Annotated in this window: 21 protein-coding genes and 1 pseudogene; 8 read left to right on the top strand and 14 right to left on the bottom strand. The window is 65.1% G+C overall.

The genetic code is table 11. The features are described from left to right. Nucleotides 1-60: 60 nt before the first annotated feature. Genes ACIBEJ_RS34015 through ACIBEJ_RS33980 form a run of 8 tightly spaced genes read right to left on the bottom strand, consistent with a single transcriptional unit; the run spans nucleotide 61 to nucleotide 6,830 of the window. Entirely contained in the window at nucleotides 61-915 is an 855-nt protein-coding gene (locus ACIBEJ_RS34015) for a glycosyltransferase family 4 protein (protein ID WP_397186983.1), read from the bottom strand. 16 nt (nucleotides 916-931) lie between these two features. Next, nucleotides 932-2,680, bottom strand: coding sequence for a Gfo/Idh/MocA family protein (locus ACIBEJ_RS34010; protein ID WP_397186982.1), 1,749 nt, complete (start codon nucleotides 2,678-2,680; stop codon nucleotides 932-934). Beyond that, nucleotides 2,677-3,765, bottom strand: a complete 1,089-nt coding sequence (locus ACIBEJ_RS34005; protein ID WP_397186981.1) for an NAD-dependent epimerase/dehydratase family protein — start codon at nucleotides 3,763-3,765, stop codon at nucleotides 2,677-2,679. Before ACIBEJ_RS34005 ends, ACIBEJ_RS34010 begins: the two co-directional genes overlap by 4 nt. A gap of 50 nt (nucleotides 3,766-3,815) precedes the next feature. Next, nucleotides 3,816-4,712, bottom strand: coding sequence for a class I SAM-dependent methyltransferase (locus tag ACIBEJ_RS34000; RefSeq protein WP_397186980.1), 897 nt, complete (start codon nucleotides 4,710-4,712; stop codon nucleotides 3,816-3,818). A gap of 18 nt (nucleotides 4,713-4,730) precedes the next feature. Next, nucleotides 4,731-5,192 carry a cytidine deaminase gene (locus ACIBEJ_RS33995; RefSeq protein WP_397186979.1) on the bottom strand — a complete coding sequence of 154 codons (462 nt, stop codon included), beginning with the start codon at nucleotides 5,190-5,192 and terminating at the stop codon, nucleotides 4,731-4,733. Beyond that, nucleotides 5,189-5,731 (bottom strand): dCTP deaminase, encoded by a 543-nt coding sequence (dcd, locus tag ACIBEJ_RS33990; RefSeq protein ID WP_397186978.1) that lies wholly within the window; start codon nucleotides 5,729-5,731, stop codon nucleotides 5,189-5,191. Before dcd ends, ACIBEJ_RS33995 begins: the two co-directional genes overlap by 4 nt. A 26-nt stretch (nucleotides 5,732-5,757) precedes the next feature. Continuing rightward, on the bottom strand, nucleotides 5,758-6,279 hold the full coding sequence (locus ACIBEJ_RS33985) for a dCTP deaminase domain-containing protein (RefSeq protein WP_397186977.1): 522 nt from the start codon (nucleotides 6,277-6,279) through the stop codon (nucleotides 5,758-5,760). After that, nucleotides 6,276-6,830 (bottom strand): ATP-binding protein, encoded by a 555-nt coding sequence (locus tag ACIBEJ_RS33980; RefSeq protein ID WP_397186976.1) that lies wholly within the window; start codon nucleotides 6,828-6,830, stop codon nucleotides 6,276-6,278. The genes ACIBEJ_RS33985 and ACIBEJ_RS33980 overlap by 4 nt, the downstream gene beginning before the upstream one ends. 257 nt (nucleotides 6,831-7,087) lie before the next feature. Between ACIBEJ_RS33980 and ACIBEJ_RS33975 the strand changes: the two genes are divergently transcribed. Then, a complete protein-coding gene (locus ACIBEJ_RS33975; protein ID WP_397186975.1) occupies nucleotides 7,088-8,449 on the top strand; it encodes a hypothetical protein in 1,362 nt (453 codons plus the stop codon). A gap of 367 nt (nucleotides 8,450-8,816) precedes the next feature. Here ACIBEJ_RS33975 and ACIBEJ_RS33970 read toward each other — a convergent pair whose 3' ends face one another. Further along, a complete protein-coding gene (locus ACIBEJ_RS33970; RefSeq protein ID WP_397186974.1) occupies nucleotides 8,817-9,227 on the bottom strand; it encodes a 6-carboxytetrahydropterin synthase in 411 nt (136 codons plus the stop codon). A gap of 260 nt (nucleotides 9,228-9,487) precedes the next feature. Further along, nucleotides 9,488-10,260 (bottom strand): annotated as a pseudogene (locus ACIBEJ_RS33965) (transposase family protein). A gap of 685 nt (nucleotides 10,261-10,945) precedes the next feature. Between ACIBEJ_RS33965 and ACIBEJ_RS33960 the strand changes: the two are divergent. Both ACIBEJ_RS33960 and ACIBEJ_RS33955 read left to right on the top strand, forming a co-directional pair. Then, a complete protein-coding gene (locus tag ACIBEJ_RS33960) occupies nucleotides 10,946-11,512 on the top strand; it encodes a glycoside hydrolase family 16 protein (protein WP_397186973.1) in 567 nt (188 codons plus the stop codon). After that, nucleotides 11,509-12,390 (top strand): hypothetical protein, encoded by an 882-nt coding sequence (locus tag ACIBEJ_RS33955; protein ID WP_397186972.1) that lies wholly within the window; start codon nucleotides 11,509-11,511, stop codon nucleotides 12,388-12,390. The genes ACIBEJ_RS33960 and ACIBEJ_RS33955 overlap by 4 nt, the downstream gene beginning before the upstream one ends. A 300-nt stretch (nucleotides 12,391-12,690) precedes the next feature. On the opposite strand, the gene ACIBEJ_RS33950 is transcribed toward ACIBEJ_RS33955, so the two are convergent. Next, nucleotides 12,691-13,338 (bottom strand): integrase core domain-containing protein, encoded by a 648-nt coding sequence (locus ACIBEJ_RS33950; protein WP_397186971.1) that lies wholly within the window; start codon nucleotides 13,336-13,338, stop codon nucleotides 12,691-12,693. A gap of 726 nt (nucleotides 13,339-14,064) precedes the next feature. Here ACIBEJ_RS33950 and ACIBEJ_RS33945 point away from each other — a divergent pair. Together ACIBEJ_RS33945 and ACIBEJ_RS33940 are read left to right on the top strand one after the other, a co-directional pair. Further along, the gene (locus tag ACIBEJ_RS33945; protein ID WP_397186970.1) at nucleotides 14,065-17,892 is read left to right on the top strand and encodes a helix-turn-helix domain-containing protein; all 3,828 of its coding nucleotides are present in this window, start codon (nucleotides 14,065-14,067) and stop codon (nucleotides 17,890-17,892) included. Between the two features lie 232 nt (nucleotides 17,893-18,124). Further along, the gene (locus ACIBEJ_RS33940; protein WP_397186969.1) at nucleotides 18,125-18,907 is read left to right on the top strand and encodes a transposase family protein; all 783 of its coding nucleotides are present in this window, start codon (nucleotides 18,125-18,127) and stop codon (nucleotides 18,905-18,907) included. Nucleotides 18,908-18,985: 78 nt separating this feature from the next. Here ACIBEJ_RS33940 and ACIBEJ_RS33935 read toward each other — a convergent pair whose 3' ends face one another. Next, a complete protein-coding gene (locus ACIBEJ_RS33935; protein WP_397186968.1) occupies nucleotides 18,986-19,336 on the bottom strand; it encodes an Lsr2 family protein in 351 nt (116 codons plus the stop codon). 424 nt (nucleotides 19,337-19,760) lie between these two features. On the opposite strand from ACIBEJ_RS33935, the gene ACIBEJ_RS33930 reads away from it, so the two are divergent. From ACIBEJ_RS33930 to ACIBEJ_RS33920, 3 genes are all read left to right on the top strand, one after another. Next, nucleotides 19,761-19,994, top strand: coding sequence for a hypothetical protein (locus ACIBEJ_RS33930; protein WP_397186967.1), 234 nt, complete (start codon nucleotides 19,761-19,763; stop codon nucleotides 19,992-19,994). 79 nt (nucleotides 19,995-20,073) lie between these two features. Then, nucleotides 20,074-20,589, top strand: coding sequence for an RNA polymerase sigma factor (locus ACIBEJ_RS33925; RefSeq protein WP_397186966.1), 516 nt, complete (start codon nucleotides 20,074-20,076; stop codon nucleotides 20,587-20,589). Beyond that, entirely contained in the window at nucleotides 20,586-21,773 is a 1,188-nt protein-coding gene (locus ACIBEJ_RS33920; RefSeq protein WP_397186965.1) for a hypothetical protein, read from the top strand. The genes ACIBEJ_RS33925 and ACIBEJ_RS33920 overlap by 4 nt, the downstream gene beginning before the upstream one ends. 310 nt (nucleotides 21,774-22,083) lie before the next feature. Here the strand turns inward: ACIBEJ_RS33920 and ACIBEJ_RS33915 are convergent, their stop codons facing one another. After that, nucleotides 22,084-22,458: a hypothetical protein gene (locus ACIBEJ_RS33915; RefSeq protein ID WP_397186964.1), complete on the bottom strand. Its 375-nt coding sequence runs from the start codon at nucleotides 22,456-22,458 to the stop codon at nucleotides 22,084-22,086. A gap of 19 nt (nucleotides 22,459-22,477) precedes the next feature. Further along, on the bottom strand, nucleotides 22,478-23,183 hold a 706-nt coding region (locus ACIBEJ_RS33910), incomplete at its 5' end, for a tetratricopeptide repeat protein (RefSeq protein WP_397186963.1).

Below are 23,183 nucleotides of genomic sequence, written 5' to 3'. Positions count from 1 at the left end.
CACACCGGCGGAGGATGTTGTTGGCGAGGCTACCGCGACGGTGGGCCTGGGGGCGTGGGATCAGGGGTGGGCTTGCTCGTAGTAGAGCTGCAGGTATTGGTCAGCCACGCGGGCCCAGGCGCATGATCGGCGTACACGTTGCAGGCCATTGGCCGCGCGTCGGGCGCGTTCGCTGGGGTCGGTCAACGCTACGCCTAGGGCGGCGGTCAGGTCGTCCATATCGTCGGGGCGTACGAGCCAGCCATCCGCGTCTGGCCCGTTATGGGTGATGAGGGTGGCGGGGCCGCCGGTGTTGGTGGCGATCGGGGGGACGCCGCAGGCTGCTGCCTCGATGTAGACCATGCCGAAGCTCTCGTTGACCGCGGGGGCCGCCATGAGGTCGGCGCAGGCGAGTCCGGCCGGCAGTTCTTCGTGACCGCGCCAGCCGATGAGGTAGACGCGCTGGTCAAGATCGAGGCGGTGCACGGTGTCGGCGGGGTGCTCGCCTTCGTTTTCGCCGGGATAGCCGCCCCACAGCAGCAGGATCGGGGCCGGTGAAAGGCTCTTGCATATGGCGGCGAAAGCTTCCAGCAGCAGGGCCAGGCGCTTGACGTGCTGGAATCGGCCAATCCACAGCACGATCGGAGCCAGGCTGCCGTCGGGGGTGAGCATGGTCGACAGGTCGGCGTCGGTGTAGCGGATACTGCCTGGAGGCTTGCCTGGTGCCCAGCCTTGCGGATCTTCGACCAGCCAGCGGCGTAGGAGGGCCAGCTTCTGGCCGGTGGTGAGCTGCTGGGGGGCGAATCGGGTGGTGTCGACTCCGTTGCCGATGACGGTGATCTGCTGTGCGGGGATGCCGAGGAGACGCTCAACTTCGGCCTGGTCGCTGGGTGAGACCGTGACGATTCGCCCTGCGCATTCTGCGTAGGTGCGCATCTGGCCGGCCCAGGCGTCAGCGTGGCTCCCAGTGCCGCCACTCGATGGCGAGAGCCCGTTCGCCCAGGTCGACCGGCAGGCCGGGCGGCAGCAGTGCCGCCAGGGCGTCACGGCGGGCATCAGCGTCGGCGTGACGGCAGGCAAGAGCGAGCTGGGGCAGGCTGACCCCAATTCGGTCAGCGAGGCGGACATGGGCTTGAGCTTGATCGAGCAGCTTGAGGTCCGTGCCGTGGAGGGTGGTGATCGCCGGTACGCCGGGGTAGGCACGGGCGACAGCGTGCTGCAGGTGACTGAGGTGGTGAACGTGGACGAGATCGGGGCGTTTGCTGCGCCGCTCGGCGAGGTGGCAGGCCCACGCATCGATCAGGTGTGCGATGGTCGCGGGCGCGATGGCGGTGAACATGCGGTCGGGCGCCTGCGGGCCACGGTCTTCATAGGAGGGGTGGAACGGCGACGGCTGGCCGTCCATGCTGGACCCGCCTCGGGCGTAGGCATCGGCCGCCCGGTTGTAGTCCATGGCGGCCACGGGCAGTCCGGTGTAGAAGCTCTCGGCGTGGCTGAACTCGCCCTCGATACCGAGGGAGCCGCACAGGATGCGGCTGCGATGGCCGCGCCCGGCCAGGTCGCTGGCCAGGTAGCGGATGACCTGGGCTGACCCTCCGCGAGGGAAGAACTGCACAGCGACATCGACGGTAAGGGTCACAGAGAACTCCCTTCCACGGTGTGCGGCGATGGAGCCCGCCGCCGCGTACGGCGTTGACCTCTTGGGGAAGAGCTCAGGGACGGTGACGGTGATGCCACTGTGGGCGGAGGCGAGGGTGGCTTCGGTGGCCGCCACCGCGGCGGCTCCTTCGCGCAAGGTCACTAGGTCGTGGGCACGGCCCTGAAGCGCGTCGCGGAACGCCAGGCTCTGGGCGTGGAACGGCTCAAGACCCTCAACCTGGTGGATGATGATCCTCCCCGGAGCCATGCCGGGGAAGCCGCCGGGACCGGGATCGCTGCCATCGGCGGCGTTGAGATGGTGGGTGATCGTCCGGGTGACCGCGTCCACGCACACTCGACCGGCGGCGGTGTGCAGAATGATCAGTCGCTCTTTGAGCGGCGCCAGACGGCTGACCTCCACGGTGGCCATGCCGCCACCCTCCAGCATGCACATGGCCATGGCCGCATCATCATGACCTCGGCCGGACACGCGCATGGTGTGGGCAGTGATCGAGGTGATGCGGCGGCCGGTGAGGTAGGTGATCAGGTCGAGGTCATGGATGCCGATGTCGGTCACCACGCCCACATCGTGGACGCGGTCCGGGAACGGGCTGTGGCGGCGGGTCGCCACCGCGTACACCTGGCCGAATTCGCCGGTCCGCAGCAGGGTGGCCAGTTCGGCGATGGCCGGGTTGCGGCGTTCGGTGTGGCCGACCGCGGCAATCAGTCCGCGGCGCTCGAAGGCGTCCACCAGTCGTCTGGATGCTGCCAGGCTGGGGGCCAGCGGCTTCTCGATGAGTGCGTGGATGCTGGCGTCGGCCAAGGCGAGGCCGATCTGTTCGTGGGTGGCCGTCGGGGTGGCCACGATGCAGTAGTCCAGGCCGTGTGGGAGCAGCTCGGATACATCCGCGGCCTGGTGCACGTGCGGGTAGGCGGCGCGACGGACCGGGTCGGGGTCGGCCACGGCGACCAGGTTGACGCCGTCGATCCGGGTGAGGGCGTTGGCGTGAACGGTGCCAGCCCACCCCAGGCCGATGACCGCCGCCCGAAGGGGCCTGTTCATGTGGGCCGGCTGTCGGTGAGAGCGGGCTCGGCCGATGCAGGGTGTTCCCAGGCGGCGACGCGGTTGTGTTCGTCGGGTAGCCAGGAGGGGATCGCCTCGGGGTTGGCGTGCAGCCAGGTCAGGTAGCGGGCGACACCGGCCTCGACGGTGATGCTGGGCTGCCAGCCGAGCACGCTGACCATGCGGGCGATGTCAGCGCGGCCTCCGAACGGATCTCCTGCGGGCCGGGGAGCGGCCTGGAAGCGGGTGGCGGGCAGGTGGTCACGGACGAGCTCGGCGATGTGGCGCACGCTGGTGGGCTGCCCGCTGCCGAGGTTGAAGGTGACTCCGCTGGCCTGCGGGGCGGTCAGGGAGGCGAGGATGGCGTGAGCGGCGTCGTCGACGTGGACGAAGTCGCGGATCTGGCGGCCACTGTTGTTGAGCGGCAGTTCCTGGCCGAGGCTGGCGTACATGCAGAACTGGGCCACCACCCACGACCAGGCCCCGGGCTTGGGGACCTGCCGTTCCCCGTAGACGGAGAAGGGCCGGACGATCGCGTAGTCGACCCCGGCTGCCTCCAGCAGGTGCCGGGTGTGGGTTTCTCCCCACAGTTTCGCGCTGGCGTACGGGTTGAGCGTGCTCAGTGGCTGCTCTTCGGTGAAAATCTGGACCTCGTCCGGGCCGGCGACGCCGTGCCCGTAGACCTGGGCGGAGGAGATGAAAGCCAGCCGCTGCACGCTGCTCGCCCCCGCCGCAGCGCGCAGCAGTTCGTGGGTGCCGCCGATGTTGGCGGCGAAGGCCGCATCGGGGTCGCGGACGCACCCGGCCACGGTGGAGTAGGCGGCGGCGTGAATGACGAAGTCGTTGCCGCGCGTGAGGCGTTCGATCAGCGGCCGGTCGCTGATGTCGCCCACGATCATGCCGGGCGCTGCACGGGTGTGGCCGAGAGCGGTGTAGGTGTCGGTGTCGTAGCCGGACAGATCATCCAGGACGGTCACGTGGGCGCCCAGGGCGCGGGCTTGGCGGGTGAGGGCGGAGCCGATGAATCCGGCGCCGCCGGTGATCAGCACCCGTGCGTCGGCCAGAGCGGTGAGGTGGTGCAGCATCGAAGCAGGTTCCTTTCCCGATCGTCGGGAGGCCGCGGCGGGGGCGCGAGCTACTGGCAGACGAAAGAGCCGGTGAACTTGGTGACGGCGAAGAAGCCGCGCTCGTCGATCACCGCTTGCACGTGTTCGCCGACACGCTCGCGCAGCTCGGTGAAGAAGCCGGTTTCCAGGTCGTCGCCCGGGGCGGAAGCGGCGCAGCAGTAGTTGTGCGCGGCGTAGAAGTCCAGGAACGGCCCGACACTGGCGAAGCGCAGCTGGTCTTGCCAGGTGCGCAGCTCGATCGCGGAGAAGTGGGCGGCCAGCGTCTCGTGCCCGTTCAGCAGCGAGATCCGAGCCTTCGGCGTGGCTTTGAACAGATGCTCGGGCGCGTTCATCTCTCGCATCGCGGTGTAGTGCGCGTCGAACATTTCCACCATGGAGTCGGGCCGGTCGGTGGTGAGGATGAACCGGCCGCCTGGGGCCAGCACCCGAGCGACCTCGCGCAGGCAGGTGTCGATGTCTGGGACGTAGTGCATCATGTAGATCGCGGTGACCCGGTCGAAACTTTCCTGGGCAAACATCGACAGATCATCGGCGCTGCCTTCGACCCACGTGCACAGGGTAGCCACCCCTGCCATCCGGGTACGAGCGGCCTCCAGCACGCCAGGGGCGATGTCGAGGCCGGTGATGCTCCCTTCGGCCAGGTGGGGGCGGATCTGCTCGGCGATGAAGGCGTTGCCGCAGCCGACGTCCAGCCATCGTTCGTGGCCGGCCAGCGCCATCTGCTCGACCAGGTGATCGACCAGGGTGCGCGGGTTGGTGCGGAAGCGGTTGTGCGCGAGCTGTTTGCCGTCCAGCATGCGGGTGTCGGCGAAGTAGCGCTCGCGGGCGTCGGCGGTGTTGAGCTGGAAGTAGGACTCGGGCATGGTGGTGGCGAGCCGGTCGAGTTCGGGTGTACGGAAGTCCACGACGGTCTCCTTCGGATGTCAGAGGGCTGAAGTCCACTTGGTACCGAGGTACTTGTGCGGGAGCAGACCCGTCAGCGCGGTCGCGTACGGGCCGTCGGGTCCGTTGACAATGACGGCGAGGTCGGGGGCGTGGTCCAGGAGCAGCTCGCGGCATAGACCGCAGGGCGGGACCAGCCGGGCGGGGCTCTGCTCGTCGGGCTTGGGATGCCGGACGGCCGCCGCCAGCAGCAGCGGCGCGCGCGTGGCCATCCGGGCCGTGCCGAGCGCGACCGCCTCGGCACAGACGGCGGCGCGGCCGACCATGGCGTCCAGGTGCAGGCCCAGGTGAATCCCGCCGTCGCCGTCCAGGATGGCGGCACCGATCTGGTGGCGGGCCAGCACGTAGCGTGAGGAGATCAGCTCGAAGGCGGCGGCCACGACGCGGCGGGTGTCGTCGTCGGGGCACGCCTGCGCGGGTCCCGCGTGGTGTGCTGACGTCATGCGCTCGCTCCTGTCTGGGCCGGGAGGAAGTCGCGGTGGATCTCGGAGGCGCGCGGGCCACGCGCACCCTGGTATTTGCCGTCGTACAGGGTGATGTCGCCGCAGGTGCGCCAGAAGGTCACTTGGCCGATGAGCAGGCCCGCGTAGACGCGTACCGGTTGAACGGCGTGCAGTTGCAGCGTCCATTGGTTGTGTGAGCCGATGTCGATCAGGTCCGCGGTGACGTGCACGAACAGGCCGAGGCGGGCGATGGACGAGCGGGCCCGGATGATGGGGACGTAGTGGTCGCTGCCCATCACCTCGATGGTGTGCCCCAGGTAGATGCGGTCTGGTTCCAGCACTAGGCCGTCGTCGCCCATGAAAAGGTCACGGACCTGGTTGGGACGGGCGACATCCAGGACGCTCGCGGTGTAGGTCTTGAGCTGGTCCCCGAGCCGGAAGTTGTAGCTATTGGGGTTGACCTGGCAGGGATTGAACGGGTCGATGGTGATCCGGCCCTGCTCGTGCTGGCGGGCGATCTCCACACCGGTCAAGATCATAAAGGTGGCTCCTTCGACGAAGCCGCTCAGGCGGTGGCTAGCAGGCGCGGTGGCGGGGTGACGGCGGTGGAGAAGCGCCCGAAGTGGCCGTCGTAGGCGTGGACGGGTCCGTCGGGGACCCAGAACGACACCTGGCCGACGATCATCTGTGGATACAGGCGGATGGGCTGGACGACCACGATCTCCAGCGTCCACCGGTGGACCGCGCCGAGGTTGCCGAGGTCGGCCGAGATCTGCAGGTACACCCCGAGCCTGCCCAGCGAGGAGCGGCCGATCAGCGAGGGCACGAAGTGCTCACTGCCGATCCGTTCGAGTGTGGTTCCGAGGTAGACCCGGCGCGGGTGCAGGACGATCCCTCCGGCGGGGATGACGATCTCGTCTGTCGGGTGCTCGGCGAGCGGGTCGATCACGGGGCTGCGGTGGGTTCGCAGCGTCGGACCGAGCCGATAGTTGACGCTGTTGGGATTGAGCAGGTCAGGGTCGAAGGGATCGATGGCGATCCGGCCGCGACGGTGTTCGGCGGCGATCGCGTGCCCAGTAAGGATCACAGCGGCGCCTCCACACGTTCGACGAGGGCGGCGGCTTGAGCGCGCAGCGCCGCCAGGTCGCTGTCATTGACGACTCGGTGGTCGGCTGTGCAGCCGACGGGCGCTTCCCCGGGGTGATCCTCGCTCACGGGGGTGAGGTCGCCTCGGGCGTGCGTGCGGGCTTGGCGCAGATGCTGGGGTGCCTGGACCTCAACTAGGACGAATCCGAGTTCCTTCACCGCCTCGACATCCGGAGCGCGCATGTCGTCGCACACCAGCACCGCCTCGGCCGGTGCCGCGGCCACCTTGGCGGCGAACAGTTCCGTCAACGAGGAGGGATTGATCCGGCGCAGGTGCCCGGCCAGATCACCCAGCAGCAGCCCGTCTTGGGCGGTCGGCTCCAGCAGGGGCCGCCCGGCAATGGTGTACAGGAGCGCCTGCAGCTCATACAGCGGCGCGCCGATCTTCACGACCGCACACGGGGTGTCGCGTGTCTGCAGGTGCTGGATCAGCAAGCGGGCGAAGGTGGACTTGCCGACACCGGGCTTGCCGTACAGAGCGATTCTGAGCATGCCGAACCAGACTCCTTCCACATGCGGGGTAATCGGACGCGGTAGGCCGTCAGACGACAGGAGACCTACGCACCATCGGGGCCGCGACACCACGTGGTTGAGGTGCTGACCGTCATGAAACCTCGCAGCAGGCCCACCCACCAGTGATCGTCTGTAGTCTTCCGAGCCTCGTGCGTAGTCTCTTGGCTCACGGACGCTGCGCATCGTCCACAGCTACGCAAGGGTGGAGTCACTGGCCCCCGCACCAGGAGCAGCCCATGACGGCACCGCTCGCACCGCAGCCCCACCCGCTGGCCATCCTGCGCGGCGAACTCGGCTTGTCGCAGGCTGCCTACGCCCGAGAACTTGACGTCGTGCACCGGCGCCTCGGCTTCGGCGGCATGGCCCACGAGCGGCAAAAGATCTACCGATGGGAACGCGGACTGGCCGTACCAGAGGCTTCCGCGCAGCATGCCATGGCGCTGCTGCACGGCATCCCGACTCACCACCTGGACACCCTTCCCTGGCCGGACTGGCTGGTCCCCGTATGCGGGCGGACGAAGGGGGCTCACACCTATGGCGATCAGGCGGCTACCGTGGAGGTGCTGACCGATCTCGCCGTGGGAGGCCCCGTGGACCGACGCGAGTTCCTGATCATGTCGTCGGCCGCCCTGGGCACCTCCATCGCGGGATGGCAAGAAGCCCTCGCCTCGTTCACCAGTCCCTCATCAACCGGCCGCCGCCAGATCACCGCAACCATGGTCGACCACTTGGAGGTCCGGCTTGATCGGCTACGCCACCTCGATGACACCCTTGGCAGCGCCAAGCTCCGAGAATTGAGCATGGCCGAGTTCGCCTTCATCACCGGCTTGATCAAGGAGGCCCGCTTCGACGAGGAAACCGGCCGCCGCCTCTACGCTTCCGCGGGGGAAGCCGCTCGCTGTTGCGCCTGGGTGCACTTCGACGACGGATTCCACGCCCAAGCGGAGCGATTCTTCGATGCGGCGCTGCGCGCCTCCGCCACGGCTGGTGATCCGCTGACCGGAGCCTACGCCTTATCGTTCAGGGCGATCCAGCACTACACAGCAGGAGACCCTCGCGACGCCGTCGCCCTCATCGAGGCTGCCCAGATCCAGACCAAGAACAAGGCCACCCCTCGCTTCCAAGCCATGCTCGCCGCCCGCGCTGCCCGCTCCCACTCCAAGACCGGAGACCGGCGCGCCTGCGCCCGCGCCCTCGACCAGGCCCGAGATCTGCTCGCTGCCGGACCGCACGACGACGACCCCCCTTACCTTTACTGGGTCGACATCGGCGAAGTAGAGATGATCGCCGGATCGTCCGCGCTCCAACTCGGTGACCCCCGTCAAGCGATCCTTCGATTCGACGCCGCCATCGCCGCCAACTACGCCGGAGACGATCAATACCCGCGCACCCATGCCATCTACCTGGCGCGGACCGCTGATGCACACCTAGCCCTGCGCGACATGGACCAAGCAGTCGCGGCTGCTGAGCACGCCGTCCGCTGCCTCGGCGGCGTCGATTCAGCACGCTCGACTGCAACCCTCGACGAGCTGAGAACCAAGCTTGCTCAGTACCGCTCAGTCCCGGTGATAAGAGACTTTCTCGACCTCACCATGTGACCCACTGACCACACCATGCGGACAACTCATTGATGATGACTCATCGTGGGCACAACTGAACAGATCGCCATGCCGTCCCGGCCCCCAGAGCGCTCAACATGGTGTGGCCGCTCGCCCTCCCCCGCCACGGGAAGGAGATCCATAGGGGCATGACCTGGGCCAGGTAGTAGGTCGTCAGGGCCGCGCTGATGGCGGGCAGCCCGGTTCCGAGCGCGGTCCGCCAGGTGATCAGTGGGCCGAGGTAGGCGAGCGCCCGGAGATCGCCGGGGCGGCCGTCAGCGGGGTCGGTGATGACGCCGATCGGCTGTCCGAAGTGACCTGGCTGAGGAGTGTGGTTCGGCGGGGTCGGCGACCAGGCCAGGCTCGCTCATGATGGGCTGAACTGTCTTTCCCGGGCACGTCTTCCCTGATCATGATCTCGCCCTCGCGGGCGAGCAGTTCGCGCTCGCGGTACCGTTCGCCTTCGACCTGCGTGGACGGCGGTGGACTGCGGCCGGTTCGTATGCAGGTGCAGCGTCTCCTTCAGCGAGATGTCCCTATGGAACAGCGATTCCCGCGGCGACAGCGGAGACGAACGTTGGCCGATGGATGGCGGCCGGTAGCGGAGGCTTGCCGAGTCGTAGTTCGGTTGTCGATCTTCATATCCATGATCGTTACACTCTGCTACTGATCGTCGCGTGAGAAGACGTAGCGCCGAGACGCGGACATGCCAGGTGTGGCCGTGGAGGTTGGCGCACTTGCCGTCGAGCTGGGGCAGCAAGTGGGCAGAGTCAAACATGGTTTCGAGAGTGGCAGTGACCACGGTGTGCGGTTCCCATGGCAGTTGAGTCGGATTGGGGTGAAGCGGCGGAGCGTCACACTCCGCCGCTTACGTCTTTCTGCCTTCACCGCGATGCTTGTGCTGCGACTGAGCGGGCGTGAGTTCCAGTTCTGCCGCGGGCCGTCGGCGACGACCTGCGCGTAGCACGGGCGATCTGGCGAGCGTGACCAGGAGCGGGTCTACCGGACTCTGCGTCTAGTGAGCCTTTTCCATCTTGATCAGCGGCCATCTTCAGCAGTCTGAAGTACGAGGATGGCCTGCGCGATCGCGGTAGCACGATGCGGACACAGCGCAGTCGGGACAGGATCTTCCAGGTCTTGAGGGTGGCTACCGCGCGCTCGCCGATGGCGCGGATGCGGGCGTGGGCGCGGTTGACCGACTTGTGGTGGCGGGACAGACGTGGCCGGTGACGATGCCGCTTGAACGGAGTGTGGATCGTACCCCCGGCACCCTGATAGCCCTTATCGGCGAAGGTGTTGATCCCGGCTGCGGTGAGCGCGTCGATCAGGCCGGTGGTGCGGGCGGTGGTCAGGTCGTGGGTGGCGCCGGGCAGGGCGGGTGAGGCCCACACCAGACGGCCTGCCGGGTCGGCCAGGGCCTGGATGTTGACGCCGTGGCGGCGGTGCTTGCCGGAGTAGTACGGCCGCTCGTCGGCGAGCCGGTCGATGGGGATGAGGGTGCCGTCCAAGATGATGTAGGCCGGTCGGGCGGCTCGGGTGATGGCGGCGGTCAGGTCGTCGGCGAGGGTGGCGAGCAGGTCGACGGCCTCGCGGACGTAGCGCCAGGTGGTGGTAATCCCGATGCCGAAGCCGCTGGCCAGGCGGGCGTAGGTGTCGCCGTTACGTAGGTGGGCCAAGGCGAGTAACGCCTGTCGGGCGGGGTGCAGGCGTCGCCATCGGGAGCGTTGTTCGGTGCGACGAGCTCGCAGGAGGCCTGCCAGGCGGGACAGCGTGCGAGTGGACAGCGGGATCGCGGCAGGGTAAGACAGCACCCAGGGCTCCTGGTTAAGGCATCAGATCTTGGTCGACTGCTGTCTTACCGGGAGCCTTCTCTTCTCTCAACCCACCCTCGCGCACCCTCTCTGGCCTGCGCCATCAGGTTGGAAAAGCCTCAGTGGACACGGCCCTTCCCAACCGGGTACCGCGCGTTCATCTCATCAGGCAAATGCCCTTCGCTCCAGCCTCACAACCTTTCGACAAGCCTCAGCTCCAATTCCGTGCGGCCCAATTCTGCCCAACAAGGCTGCGTCATAAAGGATTGCTGCAAGCGGACAACAAGCGACTTGCAATAGACATCAGCGATGAGTGAGGGAGCAACGTCAGGCGAAAACAAGATCTCTATAGAGGCTATGCCGGCTGGGCATGAATGGCCGAGCAATGGTGACCCAAAGAGTAGTTATACAGTCTCACCGACAGGGGTAGGCAGTGACTCGTCAAGTAATCGCACTAGGTACCGCCTCACTAGTCCTGATCCTCAGCCTGGGCGGCACCACCCCAGCTCACGCGTCCACCGATCTATCAATCACGAAGCCCACAAAATGGGGCAAGCCAGTCATACTTGAGCATTTCGGCGGCCACGTCCTCAACACCGATCTCTGGTCCGTGTACCACTCCCCGACCAAGACCCCACCCCGGGCAGCCGACACAGTAAGCGTCCGCTCTGGCGCCCTGCGCATCGTGGGCGGCTTCAACGCCGAGGGCAAGGACATCGCCGGCGGCATCTCCCAGCGGTTCCACCAGAAGTACGGTCGATGGGAAGTTCGCTTCCGGATGGACAGAGGAGCCGGATACGGCCCAGCCGTCCTCCTGTGGCCTCAAACGGAAAAGTGGCCCGACCATGGCGAGATCGACATCATGGAGGTACCGAACCCCAAGCGAACCAGAGGCGTGCACTTCCTTCACAACGGCCCAGAGAACACCAAGAAGGGCATGGGCGTTAGCCGCGACTTCACCAAATGGCACGTGGTGGCGGTGGACTGGCTACCGAAATCCATCACCTTCTATGTCGACGGAAAACAGACATGGCGGGTGACGGACCCCAAACTCATCCCCCGCATCGCTCCTATGCATTTGGCCTTGCAGAACGACGTCGGCTGCGGCTGGATCCCCTGCCGCAACTCAGCCACCCCGGAACGCGTGGTCATGCACGTCGACTGGGTCAAGGTCTACAGCCTGCCGGGGGTATCGACAACAGAACACCCCTTCATCGAGCCCGCGCCGCCCCTCAACCGAGCGTTCACGTGATCGGCGAAACCGAACGAGCCCCGTACACGCGCACGAAGGCTCTGACCGTCGTTATCAGCCTCCTCGTCTTCGTGGCCGGCCTTGCCGGCTACCTGGTTGTATACGTCGTGAGGTTGCCCAGCCTGTTCGGTTTCCTCGCGTGCATGGCCGCACTCAGCGCCCTCTATCTCGCAGGGGTCAACCTGCCCAACCGGGCCGGCCTCCAGATCACCGTGCCGCGCACCTTCGTATATCTCGGCACCGCCGCCGCGATCTCTTTGACCGCAGCACAGCTATCGGCTCCCGACAAACCGCCGCTGGGGCCGCAGCAGCCTATTCCCCCGTCGGCCGCAACCAGCCCTCAGACATCCGCACCGACCGCTCTCTCTCCGTCACCCAGCTTCCCCGGATGCCCGCTGCCCACCGAGGACAATAGGATCATCGATGCCAGCTGGGGTAATGCGAAGCGCAACCAACACCTTGGCCTGGCCAGTTTGGACGGTGTCGCGGCAGACGACGGCAAGCCCGGCGTGGGCTTCAACATGTGGGTCTGCGCAACGGTCAAAAAGGCTCCGCCGCCCGGTCGGCAGCTATGGCTGCTTCTTCGGCTGGACCCACGGAAGGACATAGCACTCCCGGTTCATTTCGCCAAATATAGACTCTCCGAAACTCCGGGCATCTATGCCATCTACGTGAAGGCATTCTGTTCAGTTCCCGTGAAAGGCCCTCGCCCTCGGACTTTGATGGTAGTGAGCGCTGATGTATCAGCTTCGCGCGAACTGCAGAAGAATCATAATTCGGACAAGGCCTGTGACCGTACCTACGAAAGCCGGAGGACGAAACTGCCCTCAGGCGCCTTGGTGGTCTCCAACACCGCCGCGATAAACAGAATAGAGTAACAGTGCGCGCTCCCCCTGGCACGGGATGGCTCGGCCGCACTGCCCGCACTGCCCGTAGTGAGCTGGTGCTGATGCCATACTTGGCGACGAGCAGGTCGTAGGCCGGTTGGTCGAGCGCTCGTATCAGGTCCGCCGTTTGTCTCTTCCGGGACCTGTAGGGCGTCAAACCTGCGCGCGTGGTTTGAGCTGGGGTTTCTCCAACCGAGCTAAGCGGCTCGGCGGTACTCGTTGATCGCCCCTCCCAGTATCTCGTGGCGCTCAATCCGACCTTCCAGCGGCACTACCACATGCTCATCATGATCAGGTGGGCGCTGCCCACGAGCCTGATGTGGCCCGATGCGCGTTGTCGTGATCGAGATACTCGTTCAAGGCCGAGCGAAGGTGACGCTCGCCGTAGATCAGCATGCGATCGGTGCACTCGGCGCGCACCGTACGGATCCAGCGCTCGGCATAGCAGTTCGCCCTTGGGGTCCGCGGCGGAGTCTTCAGCACCGTGATGCCCACGGCGGCGAACACCTCATCGAAGAAGGCGGTGAACTTGGCGTCCCGATCGCGGATGAGGAAGCGAAACGACCCTGTCCGTCCGCCGAGGTCGATCAGGAGATTGCGAGCCTGCTGAATAGTCCATGCGCCGGTCGGATGGCTGGTCACGCCAAGGACGTGCACGTGTCGCGTGCGGACCTCCATCACGAACAACACGTACAAGCGCTTGAGAAAGATCGTGTCGATATGGAAGAAGTCGCAGGCTAGGAGCCCTTTGGCCTGTGACCGTAAGAAGACTCGCCAGGAGGTGTTGAGGTCTCGGGGCGCCGGTCGGAAACGGCAGGAGCGCATAACCCGCCGCACGGTCGCCGCGCTGACCTGGAGGCCCAGCCGCACCACCTCGGCGTGTACCCGTCGATGGTCCCACGCCGGGTTCTCCCACGCCAGGCAGATAATCAGCTCCAAACTCTGGAGTCGTTCCTGGATGCCCAGGCCGCTGCGAATAGGCGCCCTAGCAATCAACCACTAAGGTCTCCATCAAGGCCGGGGCGGTTCAGACACCACAAAGGCCCGCTACCAGGGATTCCGGAAGCGGGCCTTACGAGAGGCCACATGGTTGAGCATTTGACGAACTTGAAAGCGCCTCCTCAGGAGCCCGGCTACTGAAGCCAGGTCCCTGCAAAGATGAGGACGGCTAGCCCAAGAGTGAGAGCACCTCCGAATGCAACCGCCCCCCGCGCAATGGCCGATGACCAGGAGCATTCATCCAACTTGGCAAGTATTCCAGCCGCAAGCCCCACGATGCTTGCCCAAAGGATCATCAGGATGATGGCAGCAACTGCAACAACTAGGCGTGGAACCGAAATTTCCACGGATCCTCCTCCAGCCCTTCCCTATTTGGGGGATAGTGACTCGCGTGCCCAGTGCACCATCAGGAGGAGCTCGATCGCGCAAATTTACTTGAGTGTTGGATAGGTGGAAGATAATGCCTGGTCAGACGCATCATCCGACTCTGGACCGGTGGACGACTCTGGACCGGTGGACGACTCTGGACCGGTGGACGACTCTGGACCGGTGGACGACTCTGGACCGGTGGACGACTTCGGCTAGCTCCTGCCTACAGTCCGCCAGTCCGTGGCTTGCAGCCGCTACTAGCACCACGTTGTCGCTCAAGCACGGGCGGAACGTGTCGTGAGTGCCAGCGCAAATTCCCAAAGAACCGTTCACCTCAGCGCTTTCGGCGCTCGCCTACGCGCCCTGCGAGAGGACTGCAAGATCAAGCAGAGGGCTCTTGCCAAAGAGTTAGAAATCTCCACTTCGACCCTTTCCAATAGAGAGAGAGGCACTGGCGTCCGAGCACCTGAGTGGACCTTCGTCCAGGAATATGTCAATGCTTGTCGCTCGGCACTCAAGAAATCCAAAGGTATCGTCGACAGCCTGAGGTTTGACCTGGAGCGTTGGCGCGCCGATCATGCCGCCCTTGAACAAGCGCTGGATAATATTGCCAAAGCCGGGCCTGCAATTCATTCCTCAGCAAGAGAGCTAGGTAGACAGAAGCAGCGGCAGTACGCATCTGCGGGGCTCCGGCAGCGCCATACCGGTCACGGTGCAGATGTGAACGTTAAAGCGCATCAATCACAGGTGGCCGACATTGCGCCTGCTCGGCTGCTGGAACGTGACCATGAGCTAGCGGCCTTGGCGCAATTTTGCACAGAGGAGCACGCGTACGCCTGGTGGCAGGGACAGCCCTGGGCTGGTAAGACTGCGCTGTTGTCATGGTTCACACTCCATCCTCCAGAAGGGGTGGACGTCGTGTCGTTCTTCGCTATTAGCAACATCGCCGGCCAATCTGATAGCAACGCATTCGTCAATACAATGACCGAGCAGCTTGCTCCTCTTGCTGGCGAACCCTCCGGGATGACTATAACTACGACGCCACACAAAAATCTTTTACGGCTTTTGCGCGATGCCGGTCAGCGGCTTAGCAGGGCAGGAAGACGCCTGCTAATAGTCGTCGATGGGCTGGATGAAGATACGAGCTCATCAACCGGTATTGAACAGCGTAGTATCGCTTCGCTGCTGCCGCGTCGATCTCTGCCAGGGGTGCAAGTACTGGTTGCGAGCCGCCATTCCCCGGGCCTGCCTGATGATGTCCCAGGCGACCATCCGCTGCGGCTGATCACACCTCGGCAGCTGACTGCATCGCCGCACGCCGTTGGCTTACAGCAGGCAGCCAGAAACGAGCTCCACAGGGCGCTGCGCCGACCAGGCATTCGGCGCGAGATCTTGGGTCTGATCACCGCCTCCGGCGGCAGTCTGACCGTGCATGACCTGGAAGAACTCACGAAGAAGCCACCGCATGAGCTGGCCGCGCAGCTTGATGGGCTGCTCGGCCGCACAGTGGCAAGCATGACCAAACATGCTGAGCCTGCTTCGTCTTCCGAGCGAGTGTATGTATTCGCGCACAAGACATTGCGCGAAGAAGCTGAGCACAAGTTCGGAACCAGCAGGATCGAGTATGATGATCGGCTTCGACACTGGGCTGACTGCTATCGGGTACGGGGCTGGCCCGCCGAGACACCAATGTATCTGATCCGTGATTACCGTCGGATGCTCGCCCTAAGAGGGAATATTCCAGGCCTGCTTTCGCTGGTTACCGATAGCGTCCGTCACCAGCGAATGTTTCAGGCAACTGGCGGTGATGCGTTAGCACTCGCCGAGATTGCTAGCACGGCCCGACTTCTCAGCCGGCACTATGAGCCTGACCTGGCCGCTCTTATGCAACTGGCGATGATACGTGACCAGTTCGTTCACCGTTATCGGCGGCTTCCTACAGCACTTCCGATTGCTTGGGCAGCTGTCGGCGAGCCTGGCCGGGGCATCGCGCTGGCTCACTGCCTCCCTGATCTTTTCGACCGTGCTCATGCTCTGGGCGCTATCGCCCGGGCGCAGGCCACCGCTGGCCATCCCCATCAAGCTACTCAGGCAGCAACGGATGCCGAGGCTACAGCCCGCACCATCAGTGACCACTCTTTCCGCCTCCGGGCACTAGCAACGGTGGCAGAGCTATGGGCCGTGCTCGGAAACCGTGAACGGGTAGCAGCCGCAGTATCGGAGGTTCAGAACGGCGTGACGACGCTCGAAGTCGCACCACTCATTCCCATCCTGGTGTCATGCCTGATCACCCGGGCATGGGCTACCTTGGGCGACTGTGAGCGCGCTGTAGAGGCGGCCGATTCCACGCGCGATAGAGCAGCTTCACTAGCTCACCCCTCAGCGCTCGTAGAAGTCGCAGCTGCGTGGGCTGCGGCGGGCGAACCTGTCCGGGCGGCCGTTGCCGCCTCGACGGTCGAGGCCATCACGAGTACGCGGGAGCCTTCATGGGCAGCAACAGCATGGACAGCGGCTAGAGACTACGACCTGGCGGAACAGTTTGCGCGAAGTCTCACCTATGCTCCTGCCCGGGACGCAGTATTCAGCGACCTGGTCCGCGCATTGAGCGCCTCTGGTGAGCGCGACAGAGCCGAGCAACTGGCTCACCGCATCGATGCCCCCGCAAGTCGCGTTGCAGCGCTGAGCGTGATCGCGGAGGCACGGGCAGCGGCCGGTCAACCCGAAAGCGCCGCTGTGGCCGCAACTGCATCAGAAGCGGCAGCCGAAACCATCACCGATGCAAAGCAGCTCACTGAGGCGCGCTGCGCCGTAGCCGTCGCATGGGCGGCAGCCGGGAATCACCCACGAGCAATGCGAGCCGTAATGGCCGCCCAGGCCGGGGATTGGTCTACGAGGGCACCAGACAATGAGCAGGAGGTGATAATCGAGACCGCCAAAGCGCTGGCCTCTGCCGGCGATCCAGAACGCGCCGAGAAGCTAGCTCAAGCCATCACTGACCCACGGTGTCGGTTCGATGCGCTGGTCTTGGCAGCTCAAGCCTCAGCTGTCACAGGCGTGCAGGAACGGGCGGTCCGGCTGCTCACCGCTGCGGAGGCCATCGCCCAATCATTTTTTGATCCGGCCTGTGAATCCTCTGCAGCCGATGAATCATCGTATCCGGGCTGGACCGATAGCCGCCCACTGTTGCCAGCTGTGGCTGAGGCGTGGGCTTCTATCGGGGAGAGTGGCCGGGCCGGGCCCATCGCCGATGACAGCAGTATTCGGCCCAAAGCCATCGTCGAGTTGGCAAGAGTGCAGAAATTTGCCGCTGAGGGCAACTACCATACGGCCGAACAGATCGCCTGTTCCATTGCTGATGTTCCAGTCTCTGCTGTTGCATCCGTTCTAGTCGCCCAAAGTTCCGCCGCTGCGAGAGACTATCGTCGGGCCGCGCATGTTGCGCAATCGGTGTCCGACCTTGCCGAAACAGTCGCCGATCCATTGCAGCGCGCTCAGGTCCTCGGAGCCGCCTGTGAAGCGTGGGCAGCCGCAGGAAACAAGGATCTTATTTTGCAGTCAGCACAAGCCATCGAGGCGGCCCTCACGGAGCTTTCAACGGCTAACCATTCAGACCCCGAAGCAGCCAAATTCTTCCTCATCCAAGGGTCGTGCATCATGGCCCGGGCATGGTCACTGGCTGCGGATCGCGATCGCGCCGTACGGGCGGCTATCACCGCTGAGACAACCGCAGCGTCCTCCGATACGAGTGCACAAGCTCAGGCGCTAGGCCAGGCTGCCGTGGCGTGGGTGTCAGCAGGAGACGCCTCCCGCGCAGCCCACACGATGGCCGCCGCCCAGGCGGCCTTAGCGAAACCTCACGAATTGGGCATGGACGCTACCTCTGTGCTGAAGCTGGCGGAGATCAGTGCACGCCCAGAAGTCCATGCATCGCTCCGACGCGCTCAACGTCCCGAAGTGATGTCGGCCCAGCGACTTCTCGCTGCAATGATCAGCACGTCCGACTGGGATAGCAGAGAATCAGGCGCCGGGACATGGCTGATCGCTCTCCGCACCATCGGGAAGGCGAACCTGTCAGCGCTCCAGCGTTTCGGCGACGTATTGCTCGCCAAGAAATCTGACGGATAGGAATTGACGAAAGATCGACCTCCGCCTCTAGCATCTCTGGCTTTGGTCAGGCAGCTCGGTCTCGAGCACTCGGCGGCGCCAAAACCGCCAGTTACCATCCGTCAGTCCACAGAGCTCTTTCCATCGTGACGGCCCTGGTCAAGATGGGTTCGTGGAGAGTGGTGGCGAATGAGAGGAGGCTCCCGATAAGACAGCAGTCGACCAAGATCCGATGCCCCAACCGGGAGCCTCGTTGCTGTCTTACCGTGCCTCGATTCCGCTGTCCAACCACACCCTGATCCGCCTGGCCGAACTCATCCGCACCCGGCGGGTGGAACGCCGCTCTCGGTGGCGGAAGTTAAACCCGGCCCGGCAAGCCCTGCTGGTCCTGGCCCACCTGCGCAACGGCGACACCTACACCCGCCTGGCCGCCGGCTTCGCCATCGGCACCACCACCGCCTGGCGCTACATCCGTGAAGCGGTGGACCTGCTGGCCGCCCTGGCCGACGACGTGCACGCCGCTGTCGAGCGCGCATCTCGGCTGGCCTACACCATTCTCGATGGCACTCTCATCCCGATCGACCGCCTCGCCGACGAGCGCCCGTACTACAGCGGCAAACACAAGCAGCATGGGATGAACGTGCAACTGCTGGCCGACCCCATGGGGCGGCTGGTGTGGGCCTCGCCCGCGCTGCCGGGTGCCACCCACGACGTGACAGCGGCCCGGACGGTGGGCCTGATCGACGCCTTGACCAGCGCTGGCGTGAAGACCTTCGGGGACAAGGGCTATCAAAGCGCGGGCGGCACGATCCACACGCCGTTCAAGCGGCATCGCCATCGACCTTGGTTGTCGCGCGGACAGCGGGACGTCAACCGCGCCCACGCCCGTATCCGAGCCATCGGCGAGCGCGCCGTCGTGACCTTGAAGTCCTGGAAGGTACTGACCAGGCTGCGCTGTTGCCCGCATCGCGCGACTGCACTCGTGCAGGCGATCCTCGTGCTGCACCTGCTGGAAGAGGGCCGCTACTCAGGTTGAAAAGGGCTCAATCATGGCCACGTGTCATCAAGATCATGGCCAAGTACAGCTAGCCTCCAGCGGAGCGATGATGCCCCGTTAGCGTGCTGCCTCGTACTTCTCGATGACCGTGGAAGCGATACGGCCGCGCTCGCTGACAGCAAGACCCTGTTCCTTCGCCCACTGGCGGATCTCCGCGGACTGCTCGCGGGTCAGCTTGCGACTATCGCCAAGCACCACGCGCCGACCCCCACGACCACGCCCTGCAGCGGGCTCCTTTACAAGCCGGGCCGCGTTGATAAACGGCGCCAACGCCTTTTCCAACTTGGCGTAATTCGCCTCCGCGAGATCGATCTCAAACGTATCGTTCCCCCACCCGAACCGGTAGGTCTGCGCGCCATCGACACCATTGATGTCGTCAGTAATCGTCTCAACAATCTGCTTAGCCATAAGGAGACTCCGAATCTTCGTGCAGCGGTGAGGTCCACACTAGCGGTTCACCACGGCCCACACCCGTCCCAACGCTGGTCAAGCATGCACGGCGCGACACCACGCCATAACCGAGCAGACACGTAAGGCGCTGACGGTCAGCGCCGGACGGGAGTCTTGGTGCAGGGGCTTGTGGGGAGTGAGGGGCAGACCCATGTGGATCTCACGGAGCTCTGGATCGCGACGTGATGGTGACCGCACGGCTGGGCACCGTGTGGACGTCCGCGCTATTGGGGCCCGCAGCCGCCGCGGGTCCTGTGGTTCTCACTAGCGCGCGAGCAAGATTGCTGTGGCCTCCTTCCCGATCATGACCCTTCTCGGACACCTCCTACAGACAAACGCGGCAAATTGCCGCATACGCCGAGGGTTAGGAGGAACCGTCATCATGGATCCCGCTGTAGCAACCACGATCGTGGCATTGCTCGGAGCCCTGTCCGGGATCGTCACGGTGTGGCTCCAGAACGACGCCAGGCGTACGGGAGCCCGTGAGAAGTCGAGACGAGATCATCTGCGTCGGCTTCCGCAAGGAAGCCGGGTCATCGACCTGGGAAAGCGTGGCATCGTGATCGAGGTCGGCACCACGGCGGGTCGAGAGGCGCCCCTCAATGACGAGCGATGACGAACCGCCACTACCCCACCAACCCCGCACCACCGCGGCCAGTAGCCAAGCGGTCGTTGATGCCAGCAAGATGGCCGCAATGCGCGCCGACTTCTTGGAACTCTACGACCACGAGTACCACCGGGTGGTGCGATTCATGATGCGCCTGGGAGCGAGCCTGCACGAAGCAGAGGACGCAGCCCAAGAGGCCTTCCTGGCCGCATGGCGGCGCGTCGGGCGCCAACCCCAGCACGGGGAGACGATTCACGACTTCCCGGTGTGGATCAGGATCGTCGCACGCAACCACTACCGACGCCCCACCACCGCAAAGCAGCAGCCGCCACTCCCCATGGCTGAAATACCCCAGCCCCGGCCCGCAGCCGACGGCCACGACAACCTCACGGCGCGCACCCTGGACGTCCTGGCAGGACTACGCGAGCTTGATGACGAAGCCCAGACCGTCATGGCCTTGCATATGGACGGCTACACCAGCAGCGAAATCGCACTCCATCTAGGGATCATCGAGCAAAAGGTACGCGATGCGCGCAAAAGAGCCCGCAAGCAACTGGCCGTGAGGCTCGGCATCACCGCCCCGCCGAGGAGGCCGAACTCGTGAACAACGACACCAACGCGCCCTCCGCCCTCCCCGCAGACGCCGCCCTGGATGCCACCCTCCAGGCCGCCGATACGGAACTCCTGAACCACATCCACACCCACACCGACCCAACAGCGGGGCTTCTCCGCATCATGGCCACCACCGAAGCCGAGCAAGAGATTCCGCGCTTGGCCGGCTCCCCCGACGGCGGCCCGTTCGACAGCGACGACGACATCCTGCTCCCCACCCTGCGCACCATCGGCCAGCGCATGGACAGCACCCTCGCCCAGGCCACCGTCACCGCGACCACGGTCAGTGCCTGGGAGCAACGTACCCTCCACCACGCCAGCCAGTACATGACCGCCGCCCCCCGGCACCTCCTGCTGGCAGTACTCACCGACTTCGCAGAAATCCAGCACCACTGCGGCCACGTCCAGCCCATCGAACTCCAACGACGCCTACGCCGCATCGCCGCCAAACTCGCCGGCCTGATCGGCATGCTCCTGATCAACCTCGGACACCATCAACAGGCAGGGGAGTTCTTCCACACGGCCCAAACCGCCGCTGACGACACCGGTGAATCCGGCCTTCGCGCCTGGGTCACCGTCCGGCGAGCCCTCGTGGCGCACTACTACAGCGACCCGATGGAAGGTCTGCTCCTGGCCCGACAAGCCACCGACCTCGCAGACAACCAACCCTGCGCCGCCAGAGCCATGGCACCCGTCACCGAAGCCCGCGCACTAGCCCGGCTCGCCCAACTCGGCCGCACAGACGCCGCCGATGCCGCCCAGCGAGCACTGGCCCGCGGCGAACAAGTCTTTCCCGAAACCAACACCAGCGAACAAAACGACCCCGTCTTCGGCTACACCCGCCGCCAAATGCTCTTCCACCTAGGAGAAGCCCTAGCCGAACTCGGCCTGTACAGCGAAGCCGAGACCTACCTCACCCAAGCCCTCGAGCTCTACGCCCCCAACGAACAACTCGACCGCACCCTCATCCAATTCGACCGCGCATACTGCCGCGCCTCCACCGGAAACACCACAGAAGCAGCACGACTAGCCGCCCACACCACCCAGCAACTACCGCCGGAATACCGCACCACCATCCTCCGACAACGCGCCCGCCACCTCGAAACCATCATCCGCGCCCACGACGGCAACACCCCCGCCATACAAGCCTTCCAAGACGTGATCGCCATGCTGTAACCCACCACGACAACCACCGATCCAGCGCTCCCATTTGCCGGCGACTACCGATGGCTAACCCCAGCGCACGGGACACATCAACGGGCTAGTGTCATGCGCCTGAAATTCGGCGGGGGAAGGATCTCGGCGGCGCGGGCGGCGGTCTCGTACAGCATCCGGTAAAGGGTTCTCTTGGAGCGGGAGGTCGCGCCGTGACAGGATTTCTGAGAACGCTCATGGAGGGGAAGGCGATTCCGCGGCGCTTGCGGGATCTGCGCGCCGGGTCCTGAGCTGTCCTCGGTGGGGAGGCACAGCCAGGAGAGCGGCTGGCCTACTGCGGGGGATGTGGGGTTTCAGGCTGAGCGTTGAGAAGGGTGAGGGTTTCCTGGACGGTGATGGCGATAACCTGATCGTCTCTAATGCTTACCGTGCGGGTTCGGCGCAGCTCGGTGCGGACGGTCCGGGTGATGACGTCCGCGGATGGGGTGTCGGTCTTCTTTTTCAAGTCGGTGTAGACGGTCCAGGCGAGTGTGGCCACGCTGACGATGAGTGAACCGAGGGAGATGGGATCAAGGTACTGGTCGGGTCGGCGGTTGGTGTCGCGGGCGTGGAGAGCGGCTTCGACGTCGGTGGTCAGGGCGGGGCCGTGCTGCGCGGCGAGGCGGTGGGCGGCGGCTCGCGCGCCTTCGGCGGCGGGGTCGGTCACGGTTGGCTCCTGGGTTCGGTTATGTGCCGGGGTGGAGGACGTAGTCCCGGATGGCGGTGGGAAGCGGCCGGCCGGTGATCTTCTTCCAGCCGGCTTCGAGGGCGGGCAGACCGAGTTCCGTGGTCAGGCGCTTGAGGTGATGGGGTCCCGGGCCGGTCGAGGGATGGGGGAATTCCTCGAACAGCGCCACACAGCGGATGGTCCACTCCAACGCCTGACCGTGCTGGCTGCGGGCTTCGGCGAGCAGGCCGAGTTGACCGTAGCTGCTCGCCGTGTGGGGCCGGTTGCCGAGCTCCTCTTTGATGGTCAGGGCTTTGTGGTACCAGGCGTCGGCCTCATCCAACCGGCCCCGCAACTGCGCGACCATGCCGAGCTGGTGGTAGCTGCCGGCCATGCCGGGCCGGTTGCCGAGCTCCTCGCGAATGGTCAGGGCTTTGCGGTACCAGTCGTCGGCCTCATCCAACCGGCCCCGATCCTGCGCGACCATACCGAGCTGGTGGTAGCTAACGGCCATGCCGGGCCGGTTGCCGAGCCCCTCTTTGAGGGTCAGGGCTTTGCGGTACCAGGCATCGGCCTCATCCAACAGGCCCCGATCCTGCGCGACCATACCGAGCTGGTGGTAGCTAACGGCCATGCCGGGCCGGTTGCCGAGCTCCTCGCGAATGGTCAGGGCTTTGCGGTACCAGTCGTCGGCCTCATCCAACCGGCCCCGATCCTGCGCGACG

Origin of the sequence: Nonomuraea sp. NPDC050790, from assembly GCF_044456745.1 — a bacterium.
In the GTDB taxonomy this organism is placed as follows: domain Bacteria; phylum Actinomycetota; class Actinomycetes; order Streptosporangiales; family Streptosporangiaceae; genus Nonomuraea.
This window is presented reverse-complemented; position numbering and strand designations above follow the sequence as displayed.

Excerpts from the sequence above, each read along its gene's own strand:
- ACIBEJ_RS34015 (WP_397186983.1), bottom strand. The coding sequence starts at position 915 with ATGCGCACCTACGCAGAATGCGCAGGGCGAATCGTCACGGTCTCACCC.
- ACIBEJ_RS34010 (WP_397186982.1), bottom strand. The coding sequence starts at position 2,680 with ATGAACAGGCCCCTTCGGGCGGCGGTCATCGGCCTGGGGTGGGCTGGC.
- ACIBEJ_RS34005 (WP_397186981.1), bottom strand. The coding sequence starts at position 3,765 with ATGCTGCACCACCTCACCGCTCTGGCCGACGCACGGGTGCTGATCACC.
- ACIBEJ_RS33995 (WP_397186979.1), bottom strand. The coding sequence starts at position 5,192 with ATGACGTCAGCACACCACGCGGGACCCGCGCAGGCGTGCCCCGACGAC.
- dcd (WP_397186978.1), bottom strand. The coding sequence starts at position 5,731 with ATGATCTTGACCGGTGTGGAGATCGCCCGCCAGCACGAGCAGGGCCGG.
- ACIBEJ_RS33980 (WP_397186976.1), bottom strand. The coding sequence starts at position 6,830 with ATGCTCAGAATCGCTCTGTACGGCAAGCCCGGTGTCGGCAAGTCCACC.
- ACIBEJ_RS33975 (WP_397186975.1), top strand. The coding sequence starts at position 7,088 with ATGACGGCACCGCTCGCACCGCAGCCCCACCCGCTGGCCATCCTGCGC.
- ACIBEJ_RS33970 (WP_397186974.1), bottom strand. The coding sequence starts at position 9,227 with ATGTTTGACTCTGCCCACTTGCTGCCCCAGCTCGACGGCAAGTGCGCC.
- ACIBEJ_RS33935 (WP_397186968.1), bottom strand. The coding sequence starts at position 19,336 with ATGGCTAAGCAGATTGTTGAGACGATTACTGACGACATCAATGGTGTC.
- ACIBEJ_RS33930 (WP_397186967.1), top strand. The coding sequence starts at position 19,761 with ATGGATCCCGCTGTAGCAACCACGATCGTGGCATTGCTCGGAGCCCTG.
- ACIBEJ_RS33925 (WP_397186966.1), top strand. The coding sequence starts at position 20,074 with ATGCGCGCCGACTTCTTGGAACTCTACGACCACGAGTACCACCGGGTG.